Source organism: Amycolatopsis sp. NPDC089917, from assembly GCF_040684635.1.
GTDB lineage: Bacteria > Actinomycetota > Actinomycetes > Mycobacteriales > Pseudonocardiaceae > Amycolatopsis.
In genome coordinates this window covers 40,227-55,901 of sequence record NZ_JBFBGL010000038.1, presented here as the reverse complement: position 1 = coordinate 55,901, position 15,675 = coordinate 40,227, and the positions used below count along the sequence as shown (strand labels likewise).

At 70.2% G+C, this 15,675-nt stretch carries 13 protein-coding genes; 4 read left to right on the top strand and 9 right to left on the bottom strand.

Annotated elements, in window-relative coordinates; genetic code table 11:
- Positions 1-45: 45 nt before the first annotated feature.
- A complete protein-coding gene (locus tag AB0N89_RS26115) occupies positions 46-2,340 on the bottom strand; it encodes a sodium-translocating pyrophosphatase (protein WP_364209042.1) in 2,295 nt (764 codons plus the stop codon).
- A 320-nt stretch (positions 2,341-2,660) separates the two neighbouring features.
- Here AB0N89_RS26115 and AB0N89_RS26110 point away from each other — a divergent pair, with 320 nt between their 5' ends.
- On the top strand, positions 2,661-5,141 hold the full coding sequence (locus tag AB0N89_RS26110; protein ID WP_364209039.1) for a DEAD/DEAH box helicase: 2,481 nt from the start codon (positions 2,661-2,663) through the stop codon (positions 5,139-5,141).
- Between the two features lie 26 nt (positions 5,142-5,167).
- On the opposite strand, the gene AB0N89_RS26105 is transcribed toward AB0N89_RS26110, so the two are convergent.
- From AB0N89_RS26105 to ssd, 8 genes are all read right to left on the bottom strand, one after another.
- On the bottom strand, positions 5,168-5,794 hold the full coding sequence (locus AB0N89_RS26105) for a bifunctional DNA primase/polymerase (RefSeq protein ID WP_364209036.1): 627 nt from the start codon (positions 5,792-5,794) through the stop codon (positions 5,168-5,170).
- A gap of 414 nt (positions 5,795-6,208) precedes the next feature.
- A complete protein-coding gene (locus AB0N89_RS26100) occupies positions 6,209-6,565 on the bottom strand; it encodes an Rv3654c family TadE-like protein (protein ID WP_364209033.1) in 357 nt (118 codons plus the stop codon).
- Entirely contained in the window at positions 6,562-6,906 is a 345-nt protein-coding gene (locus AB0N89_RS26095) for a TadE family type IV pilus minor pilin (RefSeq protein WP_364209030.1), read from the bottom strand. The genes AB0N89_RS26100 and AB0N89_RS26095 overlap by 4 nt, the downstream gene beginning before the upstream one ends.
- Positions 6,906-7,079 carry a DUF4244 domain-containing protein gene (locus tag AB0N89_RS26090; RefSeq protein ID WP_364209027.1) on the bottom strand — a complete coding sequence of 58 codons (174 nt, stop codon included), beginning with the start codon at positions 7,077-7,079 and terminating at the stop codon, positions 6,906-6,908. Before AB0N89_RS26090 ends, AB0N89_RS26095 begins: the two co-directional genes overlap by 1 nt.
- A gap of 18 nt (positions 7,080-7,097) precedes the next feature.
- Positions 7,098-7,706, bottom strand: coding sequence for a type II secretion system F family protein (locus tag AB0N89_RS26085; RefSeq protein ID WP_364209024.1), 609 nt, complete (start codon positions 7,704-7,706; stop codon positions 7,098-7,100).
- Positions 7,670-8,410, bottom strand: a complete 741-nt coding sequence (locus AB0N89_RS26080; RefSeq protein WP_364209021.1) for a type II secretion system F family protein — start codon at positions 8,408-8,410, stop codon at positions 7,670-7,672. The genes AB0N89_RS26085 and AB0N89_RS26080 overlap by 37 nt, the downstream gene beginning before the upstream one ends.
- A complete protein-coding gene (locus tag AB0N89_RS26075) occupies positions 8,407-9,549 on the bottom strand; it encodes a TadA family conjugal transfer-associated ATPase (protein WP_364209018.1) in 1,143 nt (380 codons plus the stop codon). The genes AB0N89_RS26080 and AB0N89_RS26075 overlap by 4 nt, the downstream gene beginning before the upstream one ends.
- Entirely contained in the window at positions 9,546-10,619 is a 1,074-nt protein-coding gene (gene ssd / locus AB0N89_RS26070; protein WP_364209015.1) for a septum site-determining protein Ssd, read from the bottom strand. The genes AB0N89_RS26075 and ssd overlap by 4 nt, the downstream gene beginning before the upstream one ends.
- A 600-nt stretch (positions 10,620-11,219) precedes the next feature.
- Between ssd and AB0N89_RS26065 the strand changes: the two genes are divergently transcribed.
- The 3 genes from AB0N89_RS26065 to AB0N89_RS26055 all read left to right on the top strand — a co-directional run bounded on the left by AB0N89_RS26065 (position 11,220) and on the right by AB0N89_RS26055 (position 15,672).
- A complete protein-coding gene (locus AB0N89_RS26065) occupies positions 11,220-12,017 on the top strand; it encodes an HAD-IB family hydrolase (RefSeq protein ID WP_364209012.1) in 798 nt (265 codons plus the stop codon).
- Between the two features lie 575 nt (positions 12,018-12,592).
- Positions 12,593-14,407, top strand: coding sequence for a glycoside hydrolase family 3 N-terminal domain-containing protein (locus AB0N89_RS26060; RefSeq protein WP_364209009.1), 1,815 nt, complete (start codon positions 12,593-12,595; stop codon positions 14,405-14,407).
- A complete protein-coding gene (locus AB0N89_RS26055; protein WP_364209007.1) occupies positions 14,404-15,672 on the top strand; it encodes a DUF1343 domain-containing protein in 1,269 nt (422 codons plus the stop codon). Before AB0N89_RS26060 ends, AB0N89_RS26055 begins: the two co-directional genes overlap by 4 nt.
- Positions 15,673-15,675: the final 3 nt, after the last annotated feature.

The following is a 15,675-nucleotide window of genomic DNA, read 5'->3' as shown; positions in this document are numbered from 1 at the left end:
CCCGCCACGGGAATGTGGCGGGCCCGGCGGGTACTGCTTTTACCGCTATGCCTTCGCTTCCGCGGGGCTGTCGGAAAGAACCGACTCGCGACGCTTGGAAACGACGATCGCCGCGACGATGATCGCGACCGCGACCAGCGAGATCGCGATACGGACGCCGACGTTGGCGTCCGCGCCGATCGAGAACTGCACGATCGCCGGGGCGATCAGCACCGACACCAGGTTCATCACCTTGATCAGCGGGTTGATCGCGGGACCGGCGGTGTCCTTGAACGGGTCGCCCACGGTGTCACCGATGATGGTGGCCTCGTGCGCGTCCGAACCCTTGCCGCCGTGGTTTCCGTCCTCCACGAGCTTCTTCGCGTTGTCCCAGGCGCCACCGGAGTTGGCGAGGAAGATCGCCATCAGGGTGCCGGTCGCGATCGCGCCGGCCAGGTACCCGGCGAGCGCGCCGGTGCCGAGGCCGAAGCCGACCGCGATGGGCGCGAAGACCGCGAGCAGACCGGGCGTGGTCAGCTCACGCAGCGAGTCGCGCGTGACGATGTCGACGACCCGGCCGTACTCGGGACGGGTGGTGCCCTCCATGATCCCCGGGATGTCGCGGAACTGGCGGCGCACCTCGTAGACGACCGCGCCGGCGGCGCGGGACACCGCGTTGACCGCGAGACCGGAGAACAGGAACACGACGGCCGCGCCGACGATCACGCCGACGAGGGTGTTCGGGCTGACCACCGAGTTCACGAAGAAGTTCAGCGTCGACATGCTGGCTTCGGCCGCTTCCGGGATCGACTTCAGCGCCTTGCTGATCGCGTCCTGGTAGGACCCGAACAGCGCCGTCGCCGCGAGGACCGCGGTGGCGATCGCGATGCCCTTGGTGATGGCCTTGGTGGTGTTGCCGACCGCGTCGAGCTCGGTGAGGATCTGCGCCGCGTCTTCGTCGACGTCGCCCGACATCTCCGCGATGCCCTGCGCGTTGTCCGAAATCGGGCCGAAGGTGTCCATCGCGACGATGACGCCGACGGTGGTGAGCAGACCGGTACCGGCCAGCGCCACGGCGAACAGCGCGACGCCACCACCGAGCAGGTACGCGCCGAACACGGCCGCGCCGATGACCAGCGCGGTGTACACGGCGGACTCGAAACCGACCGAAAGACCGGACAGGATCACCGTCGCCGCACCGGTTTCCGAGGTCTTGCCGACCTCCTTGACCGGCTTGTACTCGGTGCCGGTGTAGTACCCGGTGAGCTTGAGGATGACCGCCGCGAGCACGATGCCGATGATCACCGAGATGGTCGCGATGAGCGCCGGGTTGCCCGGCTCGCCCGTGGCGCCACTGGTCAGCTCGGAGAACGAACCGGGCAGGTAGACGAACGCCGCGATCGTCGAGAGCACCGCGGAAATGGCGGCGGAGATGTAGAAGGAGCGGTTGATCGTGACCAGACCGCCTTCGCCCGCCTTGGCCTTGGTGATGTAGACACCGATGACCGCGGTGATCACGCCGATGGCGGGAACGATGAGCGGGAAGATCAGGCCCTGCACGCCGAAGGCGGTGCTGCCCAGGATCAGTGCCGCCACGAGCATGACCGCGTACGACTCGAAGAGGTCCGCCGCCATGCCGGCGCAGTCGCCCACGTTGTCACCGACGTTGTCGGCGATGGTGGCCGCGTTGCGCGGGTCGTCCTCGGGGATGCCCTGCTCGACCTTGCCGACCAGGTCCGCGCCGACGTCGGCGGCCTTCGTGAAGATACCGCCGCCGACACGCATGAACATGGCGATCAGCGCGGCACCGAACCCGAAGCCCTCCAACACCTTCGGGGCCTGTCCCGTGTAGACGAGGACGACCACCGCGGCGCCGAAGAGACCGAGACCGACGGTGATCATGCCGACCACGCCACCGGTGCGGAACGCCAGGCGCATCGCCTTCTCACGACCGCCGGACTCGCGCGATGCGGCCGCGACGCGCAGGTTCGCCTGCGTCGCCAGCCACATGCCGAGGTAGCCGATCGCGAAGGAGAACGCCGCGCCGACCAGGAAGAAGATCGACCTGCCGATCTTTTCGTTCCAGTCATCGGCCGGCAAGGCGAAGAGCAGTACGAAGACGATCGCACCGAAGATCGCGAGGGTGTTGCGCTGCCGTTTCAGATAGGCAGCCGCGCCTTCCTGCACTGCCTTCGCGATGTCCTGCATCTTGGTGGTGCCCTGGCCGGCGGCCAGCACCTCCTTGAGCAGAACGTAGCCGATGACCAGTGCGGCAAGGGCGACCACGGCGACTACACCGACGACGGTGTAGCCACCTCCGGTGAGCGAGAGTTCGCCCGCCGCGAGGAACTGCCGGGACATTCGTCCTCCTGGAGACGTCGCCGTTGGCCAGCGACGCTCCGCCGATGGATCCGGCGGCTCGTGCGCTGGCATGGGGATCTGAACCGAATGTCACGCTAGTCGCACTGCAAGGTACGTCTCACATGACGCTCGCCACAGACGGTGTGGATTGCGGGAGTGTATTGGTAGTGGGATGGCGGGCGGCAAGGCGTCCCTGCCACCATACGTTCCGTAACCTTGTGAGTCTGATCACTGTATCGATCATCCGCGGCCCCTTTCCGGCGTCCGCTCCGCCCGGCGGCGGTCCGTTTCTGTCGGTGCGCTGTGCGAAGCTTCCGAAGGTGGACGGCACGGCGGAATCCGGTAAGGGGCGGCGGCTTCTCGACCGCGCGACGGCGGGAATCCCGGCTTCGCTGTACCCGGTCACCCATGTGGCCGAGCTGCCGGCTCGCGCGGCGGATTCGGTGGACTGGCCGGGATGGGCGGCGGCCGAAGTCGTCGAGGCGCTGAAGGCGAGCGGCGTCAAGGCGCCGTGGCGGCATCAGGCCGAGGCGGCGTCCTTGGCCCGCGAGGGCGAGCACGTCGTGATCTCGACGGGGACCGCGTCGGGCAAGTCGCTCGCGTACCAGTTGCCGGTGCTGTCGGCCCTGGTCGAGGACGAGCGGGCTTCGGCGCTGTACCTGTCGCCGACCAAGGCGCTCGGCGCGGATCAGTTACGGTCCGTGTCCTCTTTGGACATCAAGAAGGCGCGGGCGGCGTCGTTCGACGGCGACACCCCGCTGGAAGAGCGGGATTGGGTCCGCGCGCACGCGAACTGGGTGTTCACGAACCCGGACATGCTGCATCGCGGGATCCTCTCGTCGCACGCGCGCTGGTCCCGGTTCTTCCGGCGGCTCTCGTTCGTCGTGGTCGACGAATGCCACAGCTATCGCGGCGTCTTCGGTTCCCACGTCGCTCTGCTGTTGCGCAGGCTGCGGCGGGTCGCGGCGTACTACGGCGCTTCGCCCGTCTTCGTTCTCGCGTCGGCGACGACGGCGGATCCGGCGGCGTTCGCCTCGAAGCTCTCCGGGCAGGACTGTGTCCCGGTCACCGAGGACGGTTCGCCGCGCGGCGCCCGCACGGTCGCGTTGTGGGAGCCCCCGCTGCTGTCCGAGCTTTCGGGCGAAAACGGGGCGCCGGTGCGGAGATCGGCCGGCGCCGAGGCCTCCCGGATCCTCGCCGAACTGGTCATCGAGGGCGCACGCTCCCTGGCGTTCGTCCGCTCGCGGCGGGGCGCGGAACTGACCGCCCTCGGCGCGCGGCGGATTCTGTCCGAAGTGGATGGTTCACTGGCGGAATCGGTCGCCGCGTACCGATCGGGATACCTGCCGGAGGAGCGCCGCGCCCTCGAAGCGGCCTTGCTTTCCGGACGGCTGCTCGGGGTGGCGACGACGAACGCGCTCGAACTCGGCGTCGACATCGCGGGGCTCGACGCGGTGGTGCTGGCCGGTTATCCGGGAACGCTCGCGTCGTTCTGGCAGCAGGCGGGTCGGGCCGGGCGCGCGGGAGACGCGGCACTGGTCGTCTTCGTGGCCCGCGACGATCCGCTGGACACCTATCTCGTGCACCATCCGGCCGCGATCCTGGACAGGCCGGTGGAAGCCGCCGTCCTCGACCCGTCGAACCCGTATGTGCTGGCACCGCAGCTGGCCTGCGCCATCGCCGAACTCCCGCTGACCGAACCGGAGGTCGCGGCCTTCGGCGGGAACGCGGCGCGTGCCGTGCTCGCGGATCTGGTCAAGGAGAAGATCATCCGGCGCCGCACGAGTGGCTGGTACTGGACTTCGCGCGACCGTCCGCACGCCGAGGTCGGCATCCGCGGTTCCGGCGGTGAGCAGATCGCCGTGGTGGAAGCCGATTCCGGGCGGATGCTCGGCACCGTCGACCCGGGTTCCGCCTGCTACGCGGTGCATCCCGGCGCGGTGTACCTGCACCAGGGTTCGTCGTACGTGGTCGACGAACTCGATCTGGAGACCGGGCTCGCGCTGGTGCACGCGGAGGATCCGGACTGGACCACGTCACCGCGCGAGATCGTCGACATCAGTGTGCTGCGCACCGAAGAGACTCGGGTGCACGGCGGGATCACGGTGAACCTCGGCGAGGTTTCGGTGAGTTCGCAGGTAGTCGGCTACTTGCGAAGACGGCCCTCGGGCGAGGTCCTGGACCAGACTCCGCTGGACCTGCCGGAGCAGAGCCTGCACACCCGCGCCGTCTGGTACACGATCTCGGCGGAGCTGCTCGGCTCTTCCGGTGACCTGTCTTCCGATGGCATGGCGGGGACCGGGGGCCATCGGTCGGGGACCGGGGTTCTGGAGCCGGTGGGGACCGGAGGCTCCAGGGTGGGGACCGAGGATCTTGGCGGAGCACCGGGGACGGGCGCCGGAGTGGATCCGGCGCGCGTCCCCGGTGCCCTGCATGCCGCCGAGCACGCGGCGATCGGCCTGCTACCGCTGTTCGCTACTTGCGACCGCTGGGACATTGGCGGGGTGTCTACCGCGTGGCACGAGGACACCGGGGAGGCGACGGTGTTCGTGCACGATGGCCATCCCGGGGGTGCGGGATTCGCCGATCGCGGGTTTGCCGCAATTGTCCCTTGGCTGGCCGCAACGCGGGAGGCGATCGTTTCCTGCGAATGCCCGGCCGGCTGCCCGTCCTGCGTCCAGTCGCCGAAGTGCGGGAACGGCAACGAACCGCTGGACAAGGCGGGGGCAGTGGCCGTTCTGGACACCGTGCTCGGGGCGTTGCGTCAGCACGGGTCCCGGTCAGGCCACTCGGAGCTGTGAAATTGTGGGTTGAGATCGCGGGGTGATCAGGCGGCGGTGGTCAGGCTCGCCACGGGGGCGACGACCTGGTCACCGGCCAGCGCACGGACGAGCACGTCGTGCACTTCGGTGGCCTCGGGGAGCTGCCAGCCCCAGACCTCGGGCTTGACCCGCCAGTGCACGACACCGTGCTGGAACGGCGACGGGGGCAGCGGGATGTAGTCGTTCGCGCCGTGCCACTGGATCGAGGCGTGCTCGGCCAGCTCGCGGGGGATGCTCGTGGCGACGGTGGTCAGGAACAGCCAGCGGCCGTTCGGCATCGCGACGATCGGGGCCGGGTGGCCGGTGGCGCGCAGCAGGCGGGCGGCGGCCTTGCCGAGTTCGTCGTCGACCTCGATGGCGTCCAGCACGGTGCCGGTGGCCACGAGCAGGCTGTGGGTGTCGTCGCCGAACCAGGTGGCGACGTCGTGCGGGTGGGCCTCGGTCAGCTCACGCCAGTTGTCCTGAGCGGGGACGGGACGCCGCCAGGTGAGGTCGTCACCTTCCGCGGTGATCGAGACGGGCTCCGCACCGGGGAGCACCGGCCAGCCACGCCACGCGAGACCGATCGCCTCCGCCCGCATCTCGATGCGGAAGGCGCCCCGCCAGCTGTCCGGCCAATTCGCGTCCAACATTACTGTCCCTGCCTCAGGTCAACTCTGTCCTGTGTCTGTCCCGCGCTACCCGGCGACCTTCTCGAGGTGGCGCACATCTCAATAAACGGCAAGTTGCACATCGGGAGAAGACCTCACGCGACAACCGGCCGTTACTTAGCGATGAACGCGCGGTAGTCCGACAGGACGGACTGAAGGCCGGACGTCCGATTAACGGGCGCGCCCGACCGGTTCGAAGCCGTTCGTCGCAGCCGAGCTGGGCAGCCTCACCCGTGTGACCATGCTCACGACCTGCGGCGCGCGACCGTTCGGCGGAGCGCTGATCATGACTTCGACCGCTCGCCGCGCGTCAACGACCGCTGCTCGCGCCTGGCGGTTACTCGCCCGTACTACCCACAGGTCACCGCTGGGCGACCGTTCACCGTGCGACGTCCGTCACGGTGGCCAGTCGACCGGCCCCGCCCTGGCCCGTGCCTCCGCCCGCCCGGCGGCCGCCGGCTGTCCCGACGGCTCCGCCCGCACCTCGACCAGGGCATCGCCTCGTTCCCACCGGCAGGTCAGCAGGGTGACCGACATCCTGGCAGCCACCTGCCGCGCCCGCTCGCAGGCCGCGCCGGGCCCGTCCGCCGAGTGCGAAGCCGCGGCGAGCGCCGCCAGATCTGCGGCGGCCTCGGTGCGGTGCCGGGTCGTGACGGCGGCGCCGATCCAGAAGACGAACGCCGCCGCGCAGACCAGGACGGCGACGATCGAGGCGGTCCACACCGTCGCGACGCCGCGATCGTCGCCGCTCACGGCCCACCGCCCGGCTCGGCGACCGCGAACGCGTGTGAGCGCACCCGGATGCCCGGCAGGAGTCCGGCCACCGGTTCGGCCTCGACACCGGCGGTGATGGCGTCGCCTTCTCGGACGACATCCAGCCGCGCGCCGGGCGGCGCGATCTCCCGCATCGCCTGTTCGGCGCGGGCGGGCTGCCCCCGGGCCAGGAGCCTGGCCGCCTCGCGGGCCGCGTCGGTGCAGCGGAGCTGATCGGCGGCGACTCCGATCCCGGCGAGCAGCAGCGCCGCGACGAAGGTCAGCGCGCCGATGCCGAGCGCGGCCTCCACCGTGACGGATCCGCGGTCGTCGCGAGGCATCAGAACTTCACCGACAGGGCCCGCTCGACGAGCGCGGTGAGCCAGGTGGCGACGGCGTCACTGGTCAAGACCAGATAGAGGACGGTGGCCAGCGCGGCGGCGGCCACGGTCGCGATGGCGTACTCGACGGTCACCATTCCGTCGTCTCTGCGGAAGGTGGGGGGCTTGCGCATGGGAAGTCGCCTTTCGGTTCAGAGGACGCCGTCGAGACGACCGGCGAGGCCGAGCACGACGGGCAGGACGCCGAGGCAGAGGAACGCGGGGAGGAAACAGAGGCCGATCGGTGCCGCCAGAAGCACTCCGGCCCGTTCGGCGCGTTCCTCGGCTTCGGAGGAGAGCGACTCGCGCAACCTTCGCGCGAGGTCTTTCGCGTGTTCCGCGAGCGCGGTGCCCGCTCTCGCCGTGCGGACGGCGGCGACGGACAGTTCGGTCAGGCCGGGCCGGCCGCGGACCGGCGCCCAGGCTTCGGCCGGTCCGACGCCCACGGCGAGATGCGACGACACGGAACGCAGGGCCATCGCGGTTTCCGGGGACGCCGTCGGGGCGACGGCTCCGAGCGCGACCGGAACCGGCAGCCCGCCCGCCAGGCAGGCGGCCAGAAGATCGAGGGTGGCGGCCGACCGGAGGAGTTCGGAGACACCTTTCTCCCGCGCCGCCCGCCCCCGGAGCCAGGTGAGGAAACGACCCGGCCGCGCGACGGATCCGGGACCGGCACGCGGCAGGCAGAAGACGGCACCGCCCAGCAGGATCAGCGCCACCCCGGTCAGCACGACGCCACCCGCCCGGTCAGCGCCCGGCACCAGGCCGTTCCAGCCCAGATCAGCCCGCTGCCCACGACGAGCAGCAGCTGACCGGCACCGGTCCCGGTGAGGACGGTGAGCGGGCTCGCCCCCATCGCTTCGCCGAGCAGCAGGCACACCGGCGGGAGGACGGCGAGCACGGCGGCGCTCGCGCGAGGTCCGGCCATCTTCGCTTTGAGACGACGCCGGAAGCCGATCTCCGCCTCGGCGTCCCGACGCGCGGCATCGAGCACGTCGGCCATCGGGAGCCCGTACCGGCCCGCGAGCTCCCACGCGTTCGCCAGCGCCGGTGGCGCGTCCGGATCCGCCGTCCCGCCGCCGAGCCGGGCGGCCGCGATGAGCCCGCGCAACCGTCCGGCCGCGGCGGGCATCGCTTCCGCCACGGCCTCGGCCGCCGCCACCGGATGGGCGCCCGCCCGGAGTTCGCTGATCATCGCCCGCAGCACGGAGGCGGTGAGTTCGGCTTCGGCCAAGGCAGTTTTCGCCCGCGCCCGCCATCGGTGCTCCTGGCGGACGGTCACGGTGAGCACCAGCGTCGCCATGGCCCAGCCGATCCCGAGGAACGGCAGGACCAGCAACGCGGGCAGCGGCCACCAGCCCCCGCGAGCGACCCGCGGCAGCCGCCAGGCGAACGGCAGGCGCACCGCCGTCCTCGGCCAGCAGGCCAGCCCGGCGCCGCAGGAGAGGAGGAACCAGGGGTTCATGCCGCCATCTCCTCGAACGGTGTCTCGTCGCCGATCCAGTTGCCTTTGCTCCAGACCGGGACGACCTTGGCCTCGCCTCGGAACGACCGGAGGACGCCGACCTCGTCCAGCCGCCGGATCCCGCTCGGCAGGCGGCGCATGTGCAGGACCACCCGCACCGCCGCCGTCAGCTGACTGTGCAGCGCGTCCCGTTTGAGCCCGCCGAGCGCGGCCAGCGCCTCCATCCGCGCCGGGACCTCCGCCGCCGAATTGGCGTGCAGGGTGCAGGCTCCGCCGTCGTGCCCGGTGTTCATGGCGTTGAGCAAGGCGATGACTTCGCCGCCCCTCGCTTCGCCGACGACGATGCGGTCCGGGCGCATTCGCAACGCTTGCCGCACCAATTCGCCGAGTCCGATCTCGCCCGCTCCCTCGACGTTGGCCGGACGGGCGATCAGGCTGACGAACTGCGGATGGTCCGGTCTCAGTTCGCCCGCGTCCTCGACGCAGACGATGCGCTCACCCGGGGGCACCGCGCCGAGCAACGCGGACAGCAGCGTCGTCTTGCCCGTCCCGGTTCCGCCGGACACCAGGAACGTGAGCCGGCGCCGGATGACCGAATCGAGCAGATCCGCGCCGCTGGTGCCGAACACCCCGCGCAGCCGGAGTTCGGCGAGATCGTGGGTGGCGGGCCGGAGGATCCGGAGCGAGAGCGCGGTCCCGGCGGGTGCGAGCGGAGGGAGGACCGCGTGCATCCGGATCCGGCCCCGCGGTCCGACGCCCGGCAGCCAGCAGTCGGCGAACGGTTGGGCGTCGTCGAGGCGCCGGCCGCCGGCAAGGGCGAGGCGCTGGGCGAGCCTGCGGACGGATTCCTCGTCGGCGAAGCGGACTTCCGTCTCTTCGGGGCCTCCCCCGGTGTCGACCCAGACCTTGTCCGGTGCGGTGACGAGAACGTCGGTGACGCCGGGCTTTTCGAGAAGCGGCGCGAGCGGGCCGGCACCGACGAACTCGTCACGGGCCAGCCGGACCGCTCCGAGGACGGCGTCCTGGCCGAGCGCGCCGCCTGCCTCGGCGCGGACAGCCCGCGCCACGCTCACCGGATCCGTCGGGGCGTCCGACGCGGCCAGCCGTCGCCGGACCCGCTCGAACAGATCATCGGTCATCGCGAGGCACCGGCCAGATTTCCCCGCGCGGCGGCGAGGACCTCGGCGGCGGCCGTGGCCAGATGCCCGCGATGCCGGAGCAGGAACTCGCCGCGATCGAGGGCCACCGACAAGGACCGTTCGCGGCCCATCGACGTGATCAGCGGCGCGCCCACGGCGTCGGCGACCTCTTGCGGGACCAGCCCCGCGGGCGACGGTCCGCGGACCGCGACACCGATCCGATTCGCGTGGGGTTCGAGCCGGGCGAGGACCTGCTTCGCCGCGGCGCAGGCACGGAGTTCCGCGGGGACGACGACCACGATCAGATCGGCCAGCCCGATCGCGGTGGACGTCTCCACGCCGAAGTACCTCGGCAGATCGCAGACGACCGTCCGTCCCGCCCGGCGACCGGCGCACAGCACGCCTTCGATCGCGTCCGGTCTCGGACCGCTCCCTTCCCTGCCATAAGACACAAAGGACAGTGAACCGGTCGCGTACTTCTTCCGAGGCAGGGCTTCGCTCAACGCCGTCATGGTCACCCGGCCGCCGAGGTCGAGTTCCGGCCAGCGCGGCCCGCGATCGCGTTCCGCGGCGAGGAGCACGTCGACACCGCCGCCGAGCGGATCGCAGTCGACGAGCAGCCCGCCGCCCCCGGATCTCTCCGCCCGGTACGCGACGGCGGCCGCCAGTACGGAGGCTCCGGCGCCGCCCCGGCCGCCGATGACCCCGATGACGACGCCGTCGTCACGCGCGGGCCCGTCGACGACGTCGGCGAACTCGCCGATGAGGTCGCCCTCCTCGTCCGGCAGCGAAAGGACCTTTTCCGACCCGGTGTTGAACGCACGCTCCCAGGTCTCCGGTGTCGGCGCGCCCTTGCACACGAGCAGGACCTTGTTCCGCCGCAGCAGGCGGTTCGGCGCGCTCGCGGCTTCTTCGTCGAGCACCACGAGCGGCGCGCGGGCCCATCTCCCGCGAGCGGCGTCCAGATCGGGTGCGCGTTCCACCTCGCAGCCCGCGGCGGCCGCCACGCGCAGGATCTCGTCGAGCAGGATGTCGTCTCCGGCGACGACGAGCGGATGGTGTTCGGTCATGACTTCCCCCGGGGATTCGGTCGGACTCGGGCTGTGTCTCCACGGTCGCGCCGCATCCCGGTCGCGCACAACACCATTCCGTCCCACCTGTGGACAACCGGGGTGTTGTGGACAACTCCTCCTCCGAAAACCGGTTCCGGAGCGTTTCCGTCGGCCTTTTCCGGCATACTTCCCGGCCTTTTCACACCGGATACCCCGAGCTCGTTCTTCCAGCCGAACAGTGCCCGAAAACCCTTGAGAAAAAGGAAAGTTTACGAACATCGACCGATTAAGTCTTGCCCAGCAGAGTTTTCCACGATCGCCGAGGTCTGAACCATTGGCAGTAAAGGAAAAGTAAGAGGGCGACCCTCGCCAGGGGGGAGGGACGAGGGCCGCCTGAGGTTCAGCCCCGGGGGGTCGGACTGAACCTGGGTCCGGTTCGACACCGGACAATCTCACTGTAACTCCGATACCTGCCCGTTGCGTGCGATCTCCGTACCCACAATTCGATAACGGCACGACGCGCCGGAGCGGCCGCGCGGTCGTGAATTTTCCACCGCCTCGGCCCTGGCGTGGTCGACCAACGGGCGGGCGGCCGCCCGGCTCTCCTATCCTTGGCGAGTGGACCGACCCAGCACGACGCCAAGCCCGGTCGCGGCGTTCTTCGATCTCGACAAGACGATCATCGCGTCCTCGAGCGCGCTGGCCTTCAGCAAACCTCTTTTGCGCGAAGGCCTCATCAACCGCCGAGCGGCGCTTCGCAGCGCGTACGCCCAGCTCGTGTTCTCACTCGCGGGCGCGGACGCGGCGAAAACCGAGCGGATGCGAGCCGAGGTTTCCGCGCTGTGCGCCGGCTGGGACGTCGCGCAGGTGTCCGCGATCGTCCGCGAGACGCTGCACGACGTCGTCGACCCGCTCGTCTACGCGGAGGCGGCGGAACTGATCTCCGCGCACCGCGCGGACGGTCACGACGTCGTGGTGCTGTCCGCGACCGGCGAAGAGGTCGTCGCCCCGGTCGCCGAAATGCTCGGCGCGACGCGCAGTGTGGCGACGCGGATGCAGATCGTGGACGGCCGCTACTCGGGCGAAGTCGATTTCTATTGCTACGGCGAGAACAAGGCCATCGCGGCGAAGGAACTCGCGGCCACGTACGGCTACGACCTCACCCAGTGCCACGCCTACACCGACTCGAGCACCGACATCCCGCTCCTCGAAGTCGTCGGGCGGCCGCACGCGGTCAACCCCGACCGCGTCCTGCGCAAGCACGCGGCCGAACAGGGCTGGGAGATCCTCACCTTCGAACACCCGATGTCCCTGCGGACCCGGATCCCGGCCCGGTCGGCGGGCCTGGTCGCGCTCGGCGCCGTCGCCGCGGGGGCCACCTGGTACGGCTACAACCGGCGCAAACGCACCCGCTGAACGCGTACCCGGACGGCGGTACGGAGCCGGTTTCCGCAGACAGGACGGCGAGTTGTCCGTCGCCCAGTGTGCCCGTGTCACTAGATCGAGCCTCTGTACCGGTGCACCCGTCTGCGCACTTGAAGTGACCCGGCTCACGGCGTAGAAAGTAGGTGCGGACGTTCGGTCGGCCAGGGAACAGGTAGAAGAGAAGCCTGTTCCACCCCGGCGAATCTCCGTGTGCGGACACCGGGTACCCACGCGCAGCGCGCCGCGGGAGGCTCGTCGTCTAGGGACTGCGTACCGGGACGCCGGACGCCGAGTCCATGAAGGTACGACCAGAGTTGCACGCTTGGTCGCCCGAGTGGTCCGCGCTGACTGGCGGCGCCCGCCGGCTTAGGCCGACGGGCGCCGCCAGTGTTTTGTCCCTGTTTTCAAGCGTGACAGGCCCGTTCGCGTCCCTTTGTGTATGAACGGACCGTTCGTGCGCCTGGCCGATGGACAAGCAAAGTGCTCGTGGGTAGCTTCCGGATATCAGTGCTTCCAGGTGGACTTCTTTCCACCTGTGAGTCAGGCACGAATCTGGGAGGCTTGAGGTGACGACCCGAATCGCGCACGCCCGTCATCGGAGGATCCATGCGCTCGCCGTGCCCCTCGCGGGTCTGCTCACCCTCGCCGCTGGTGTCGCAGCGGCCGGCCCGGCCACCGCGCAGCCGGTGAGCGCGGACGCGGAGGCCCAGCGGGCACTGCGCGGGCTGACCCTGGAGCAGAAGGTCGGGCAGCTGTTCGTCACGTGGGTGAACGGGAAATCCGCCGACGAAGTCAACGCCAAGAACAAGGCCGACTTCGGAGTGGACACCCCCGCGCAGGTGGTCGAGAAGTACCACTTGGGCGGCGTCATCTATTTCAACAACGACAGCCGCGACAACTTCGACGACCCGGTCCAGGTCGCGAAGCTGTCGAACGGGCTCCAGCGGGCCGCGATCCGCAGCGGCGCCCACATCCCGTTGCAGATCGCGACCGACCAGGAAGGCGGCACGGTGACCCGCATGGGCGCCCCCGCCACCGAGCTGCCGAACGCGATGGCGATCTCGGCCGGCCGTGACACCAAGGCCGCGCGGGAGGCCGCCCGGATCCTCGGGCACGAACTGCGCGCCGTCGGCATCAACCAGGACTTCGCCCCCGACGCGGACGTGAACTCGAACCCGGCGAACCCGGTGATCGGCGTCCGTTCCTTCTCCGGCCGCCCGGATCTGGCGAGCCAGTTCGTCGGCGCCCAGGTCAAGGGCTTCCAGGACTCCGGACGGCGTTCGGAGACGGTGTCCGCCGCGGCGAAGCACTTCCCCGGCCACGGAGACGCGGCCACGGACAGTCACCTCGAACTGCCCCGGATCGACCGGAGCGAAGCCAGCTGGCGCGAGACCGACGTCCCGCCGTTCAAGGCCGCCATCGGCGCGGGCATCGACTCGATCATGAGCGCGCACATCCAGTTCCCCAGTCTCGACCCGTCGGGCGAGCCCGCCACGCTGTCGAAGCCGATCCTCACCGGCAAACTGCGCGACGAGCTGGGCTATCGCGGCGTCGTCATCACGGACTCGCTCGAGATGGACGCGGTGCGCGAGATGCACTCCGACGCGGAGATCCCGGTACTGGCGCTGAAGGCGGGCATCGACCAGCTCCTCATGCCGGTGCACCTCGAAGTCGCGATCAACGCGGTGCTCGACGCGGTCCGCAAGGGAGAGCTGACCGAGAAGCGGATCGACGAGAGCGTCCTGCGGGTGCTCAAGCTCAAGCTGAACCGGGGCATCCTGACCTCGCCGTTCGCCGACCCGGCCAAGGTCGCTTCGAAGGTCGGCACCCCGGCCAACCTCGCGACCGCGCAGGGCATCGCCGACCGGTCGGTCACCGCGATCCGCAACGACGGCGGCGTCCTGCCGCTCGCGCAGCAGCCCGCGAAGACCCTCGTGACCGGCTGGGGCGCGACCACCACGACCGCGCTGGCCTCGAAGCTCACCGCGCACGGAACGCAGGCGACCGCGCTGCAGACCGGCCAGACCCCGACCGACGCGCAGATCGCGCAGGCCGCCGCGGCGGCGAAGAACGTCGACCTGGTCGTGGTGCTGACCAACAACGTCGGCACGTATCCGTTGCAGGGCAAGCTGTTGCAGGCGCTGGCCGACACCGGGAAGCCCGTGGTCGCGGTCGCCGCCCAGATCCCCTACGACGCCGGTTACGAGAACCCGGTCAAGACGTGGCTCGCGACGTACGGCTACATCACGCCGTCGCTGGAGGCGCTGGCGAAGGTGATCCTCGGGAAGGTGAAGCCGCAGGGCAAGCTCCCGGTCGACGTCCCCGCCGGCAAGGACGTGGGCACCGTGAAGTACCCGTTCGGTCACGGGCTGACCTGGTGAACCTCAACCGCCGCCACTTCCTCGCCACCGGCGCGCTCGCGGTCCCAGCGCTGACGGCTGGGTCCTCGGTCGCGACGGCCCAGCCCGAAAGCGAGAGCAAAGGTCCCCCGCTCACCCGCACCGGAGCGGACGTGCTCGCCGCCCGCGGCTGGGCGGCGCTGGCCGGGCGCAAACTCGGCGTGCTGTCGAATCCGACCGGGGTCCTGGCCAGCGGCGACCACATCGTCGACTCGATGGTCGCCGCCGGGGTCCGGCCGCTCGCCGCGTTCGGGCCGGAACACGGCTTCCGCGGCAGTGCGCAGGCCGGCGGCTCCGAAGGCGACTACACCGACCCGCGCACGGGTGTGCCGGTGTACGACGCGTACGGCGTCGACGCGACGAAGCTCGCCGGGATGTTCACGAAGGCCGGCGTCGACACCGTCGTCTTCGACATCGCCGACGTCGGCGCGCGGTTCTACACCTACATCTGGTCGCTGTACACGGCGATGGTCGCGGCGGCGAAGGCCGGCGCGGCGGTCGTCGTGCTGGACCGGCCGAACCCACTGGGCGGCAAGGCAGCCGGGCCGATGCTGGACCCGGCGTACGCCTCGGGGGTCGGCCGGAAGCCGATCGTGCAGCAGCACGGCATGACCGTCGGCGAACTCGCGCGGTTCTTCGCGGCCGAGTTCCTGCCCGCCGAGGGCGTCACGCCGGGCAAGGTCGAGATCGTCGAGGTGCGCGACTGGCGGCGTGATCAGCTCTTCGACCGCACCGGGCTGACCTGGGTCCCGCCGAGCCCGAACATGCCGACGCCGGACACCGCGCTCGTCTATCCCGGCACCGGGATGTTCGAGGGCACCGTGTTCTCCGAAGGCCGCGGCACCACCCGGCCGTTCGAGATCATCGGCGCGCCGGGGCTCGATTGGCACTGGCGCGAGAAGCTCGGCGAGCTCCGGCTTCCCGGGGTGAAGTTCCGCGAGACGTACTTCGTGCCGACGTTCGGCAAGTTCGTCAACGAGCCCTGCGGCGGCGTGCAGCTGACGATCACCGACGCGCGGGCGTTCGACGCCATCCGCACCGCGGTCGCCATGTTCGTCACCGCGAAACAGGTGCACCCGGACAAGTTCAAGTGGCGGCCGGACAACTTCCTCGACAAGCTCTCGGGCTCCGACAGGCTGCGCACGATGATCGACAAGGGCGCCGGGGTGGACGAGATCGTCGGTTCCTGGCAGGCCGAACTGGCCGAGTTCGACCGGAAACGCCGCCGCCATCTCATCTATCGCTGAAGG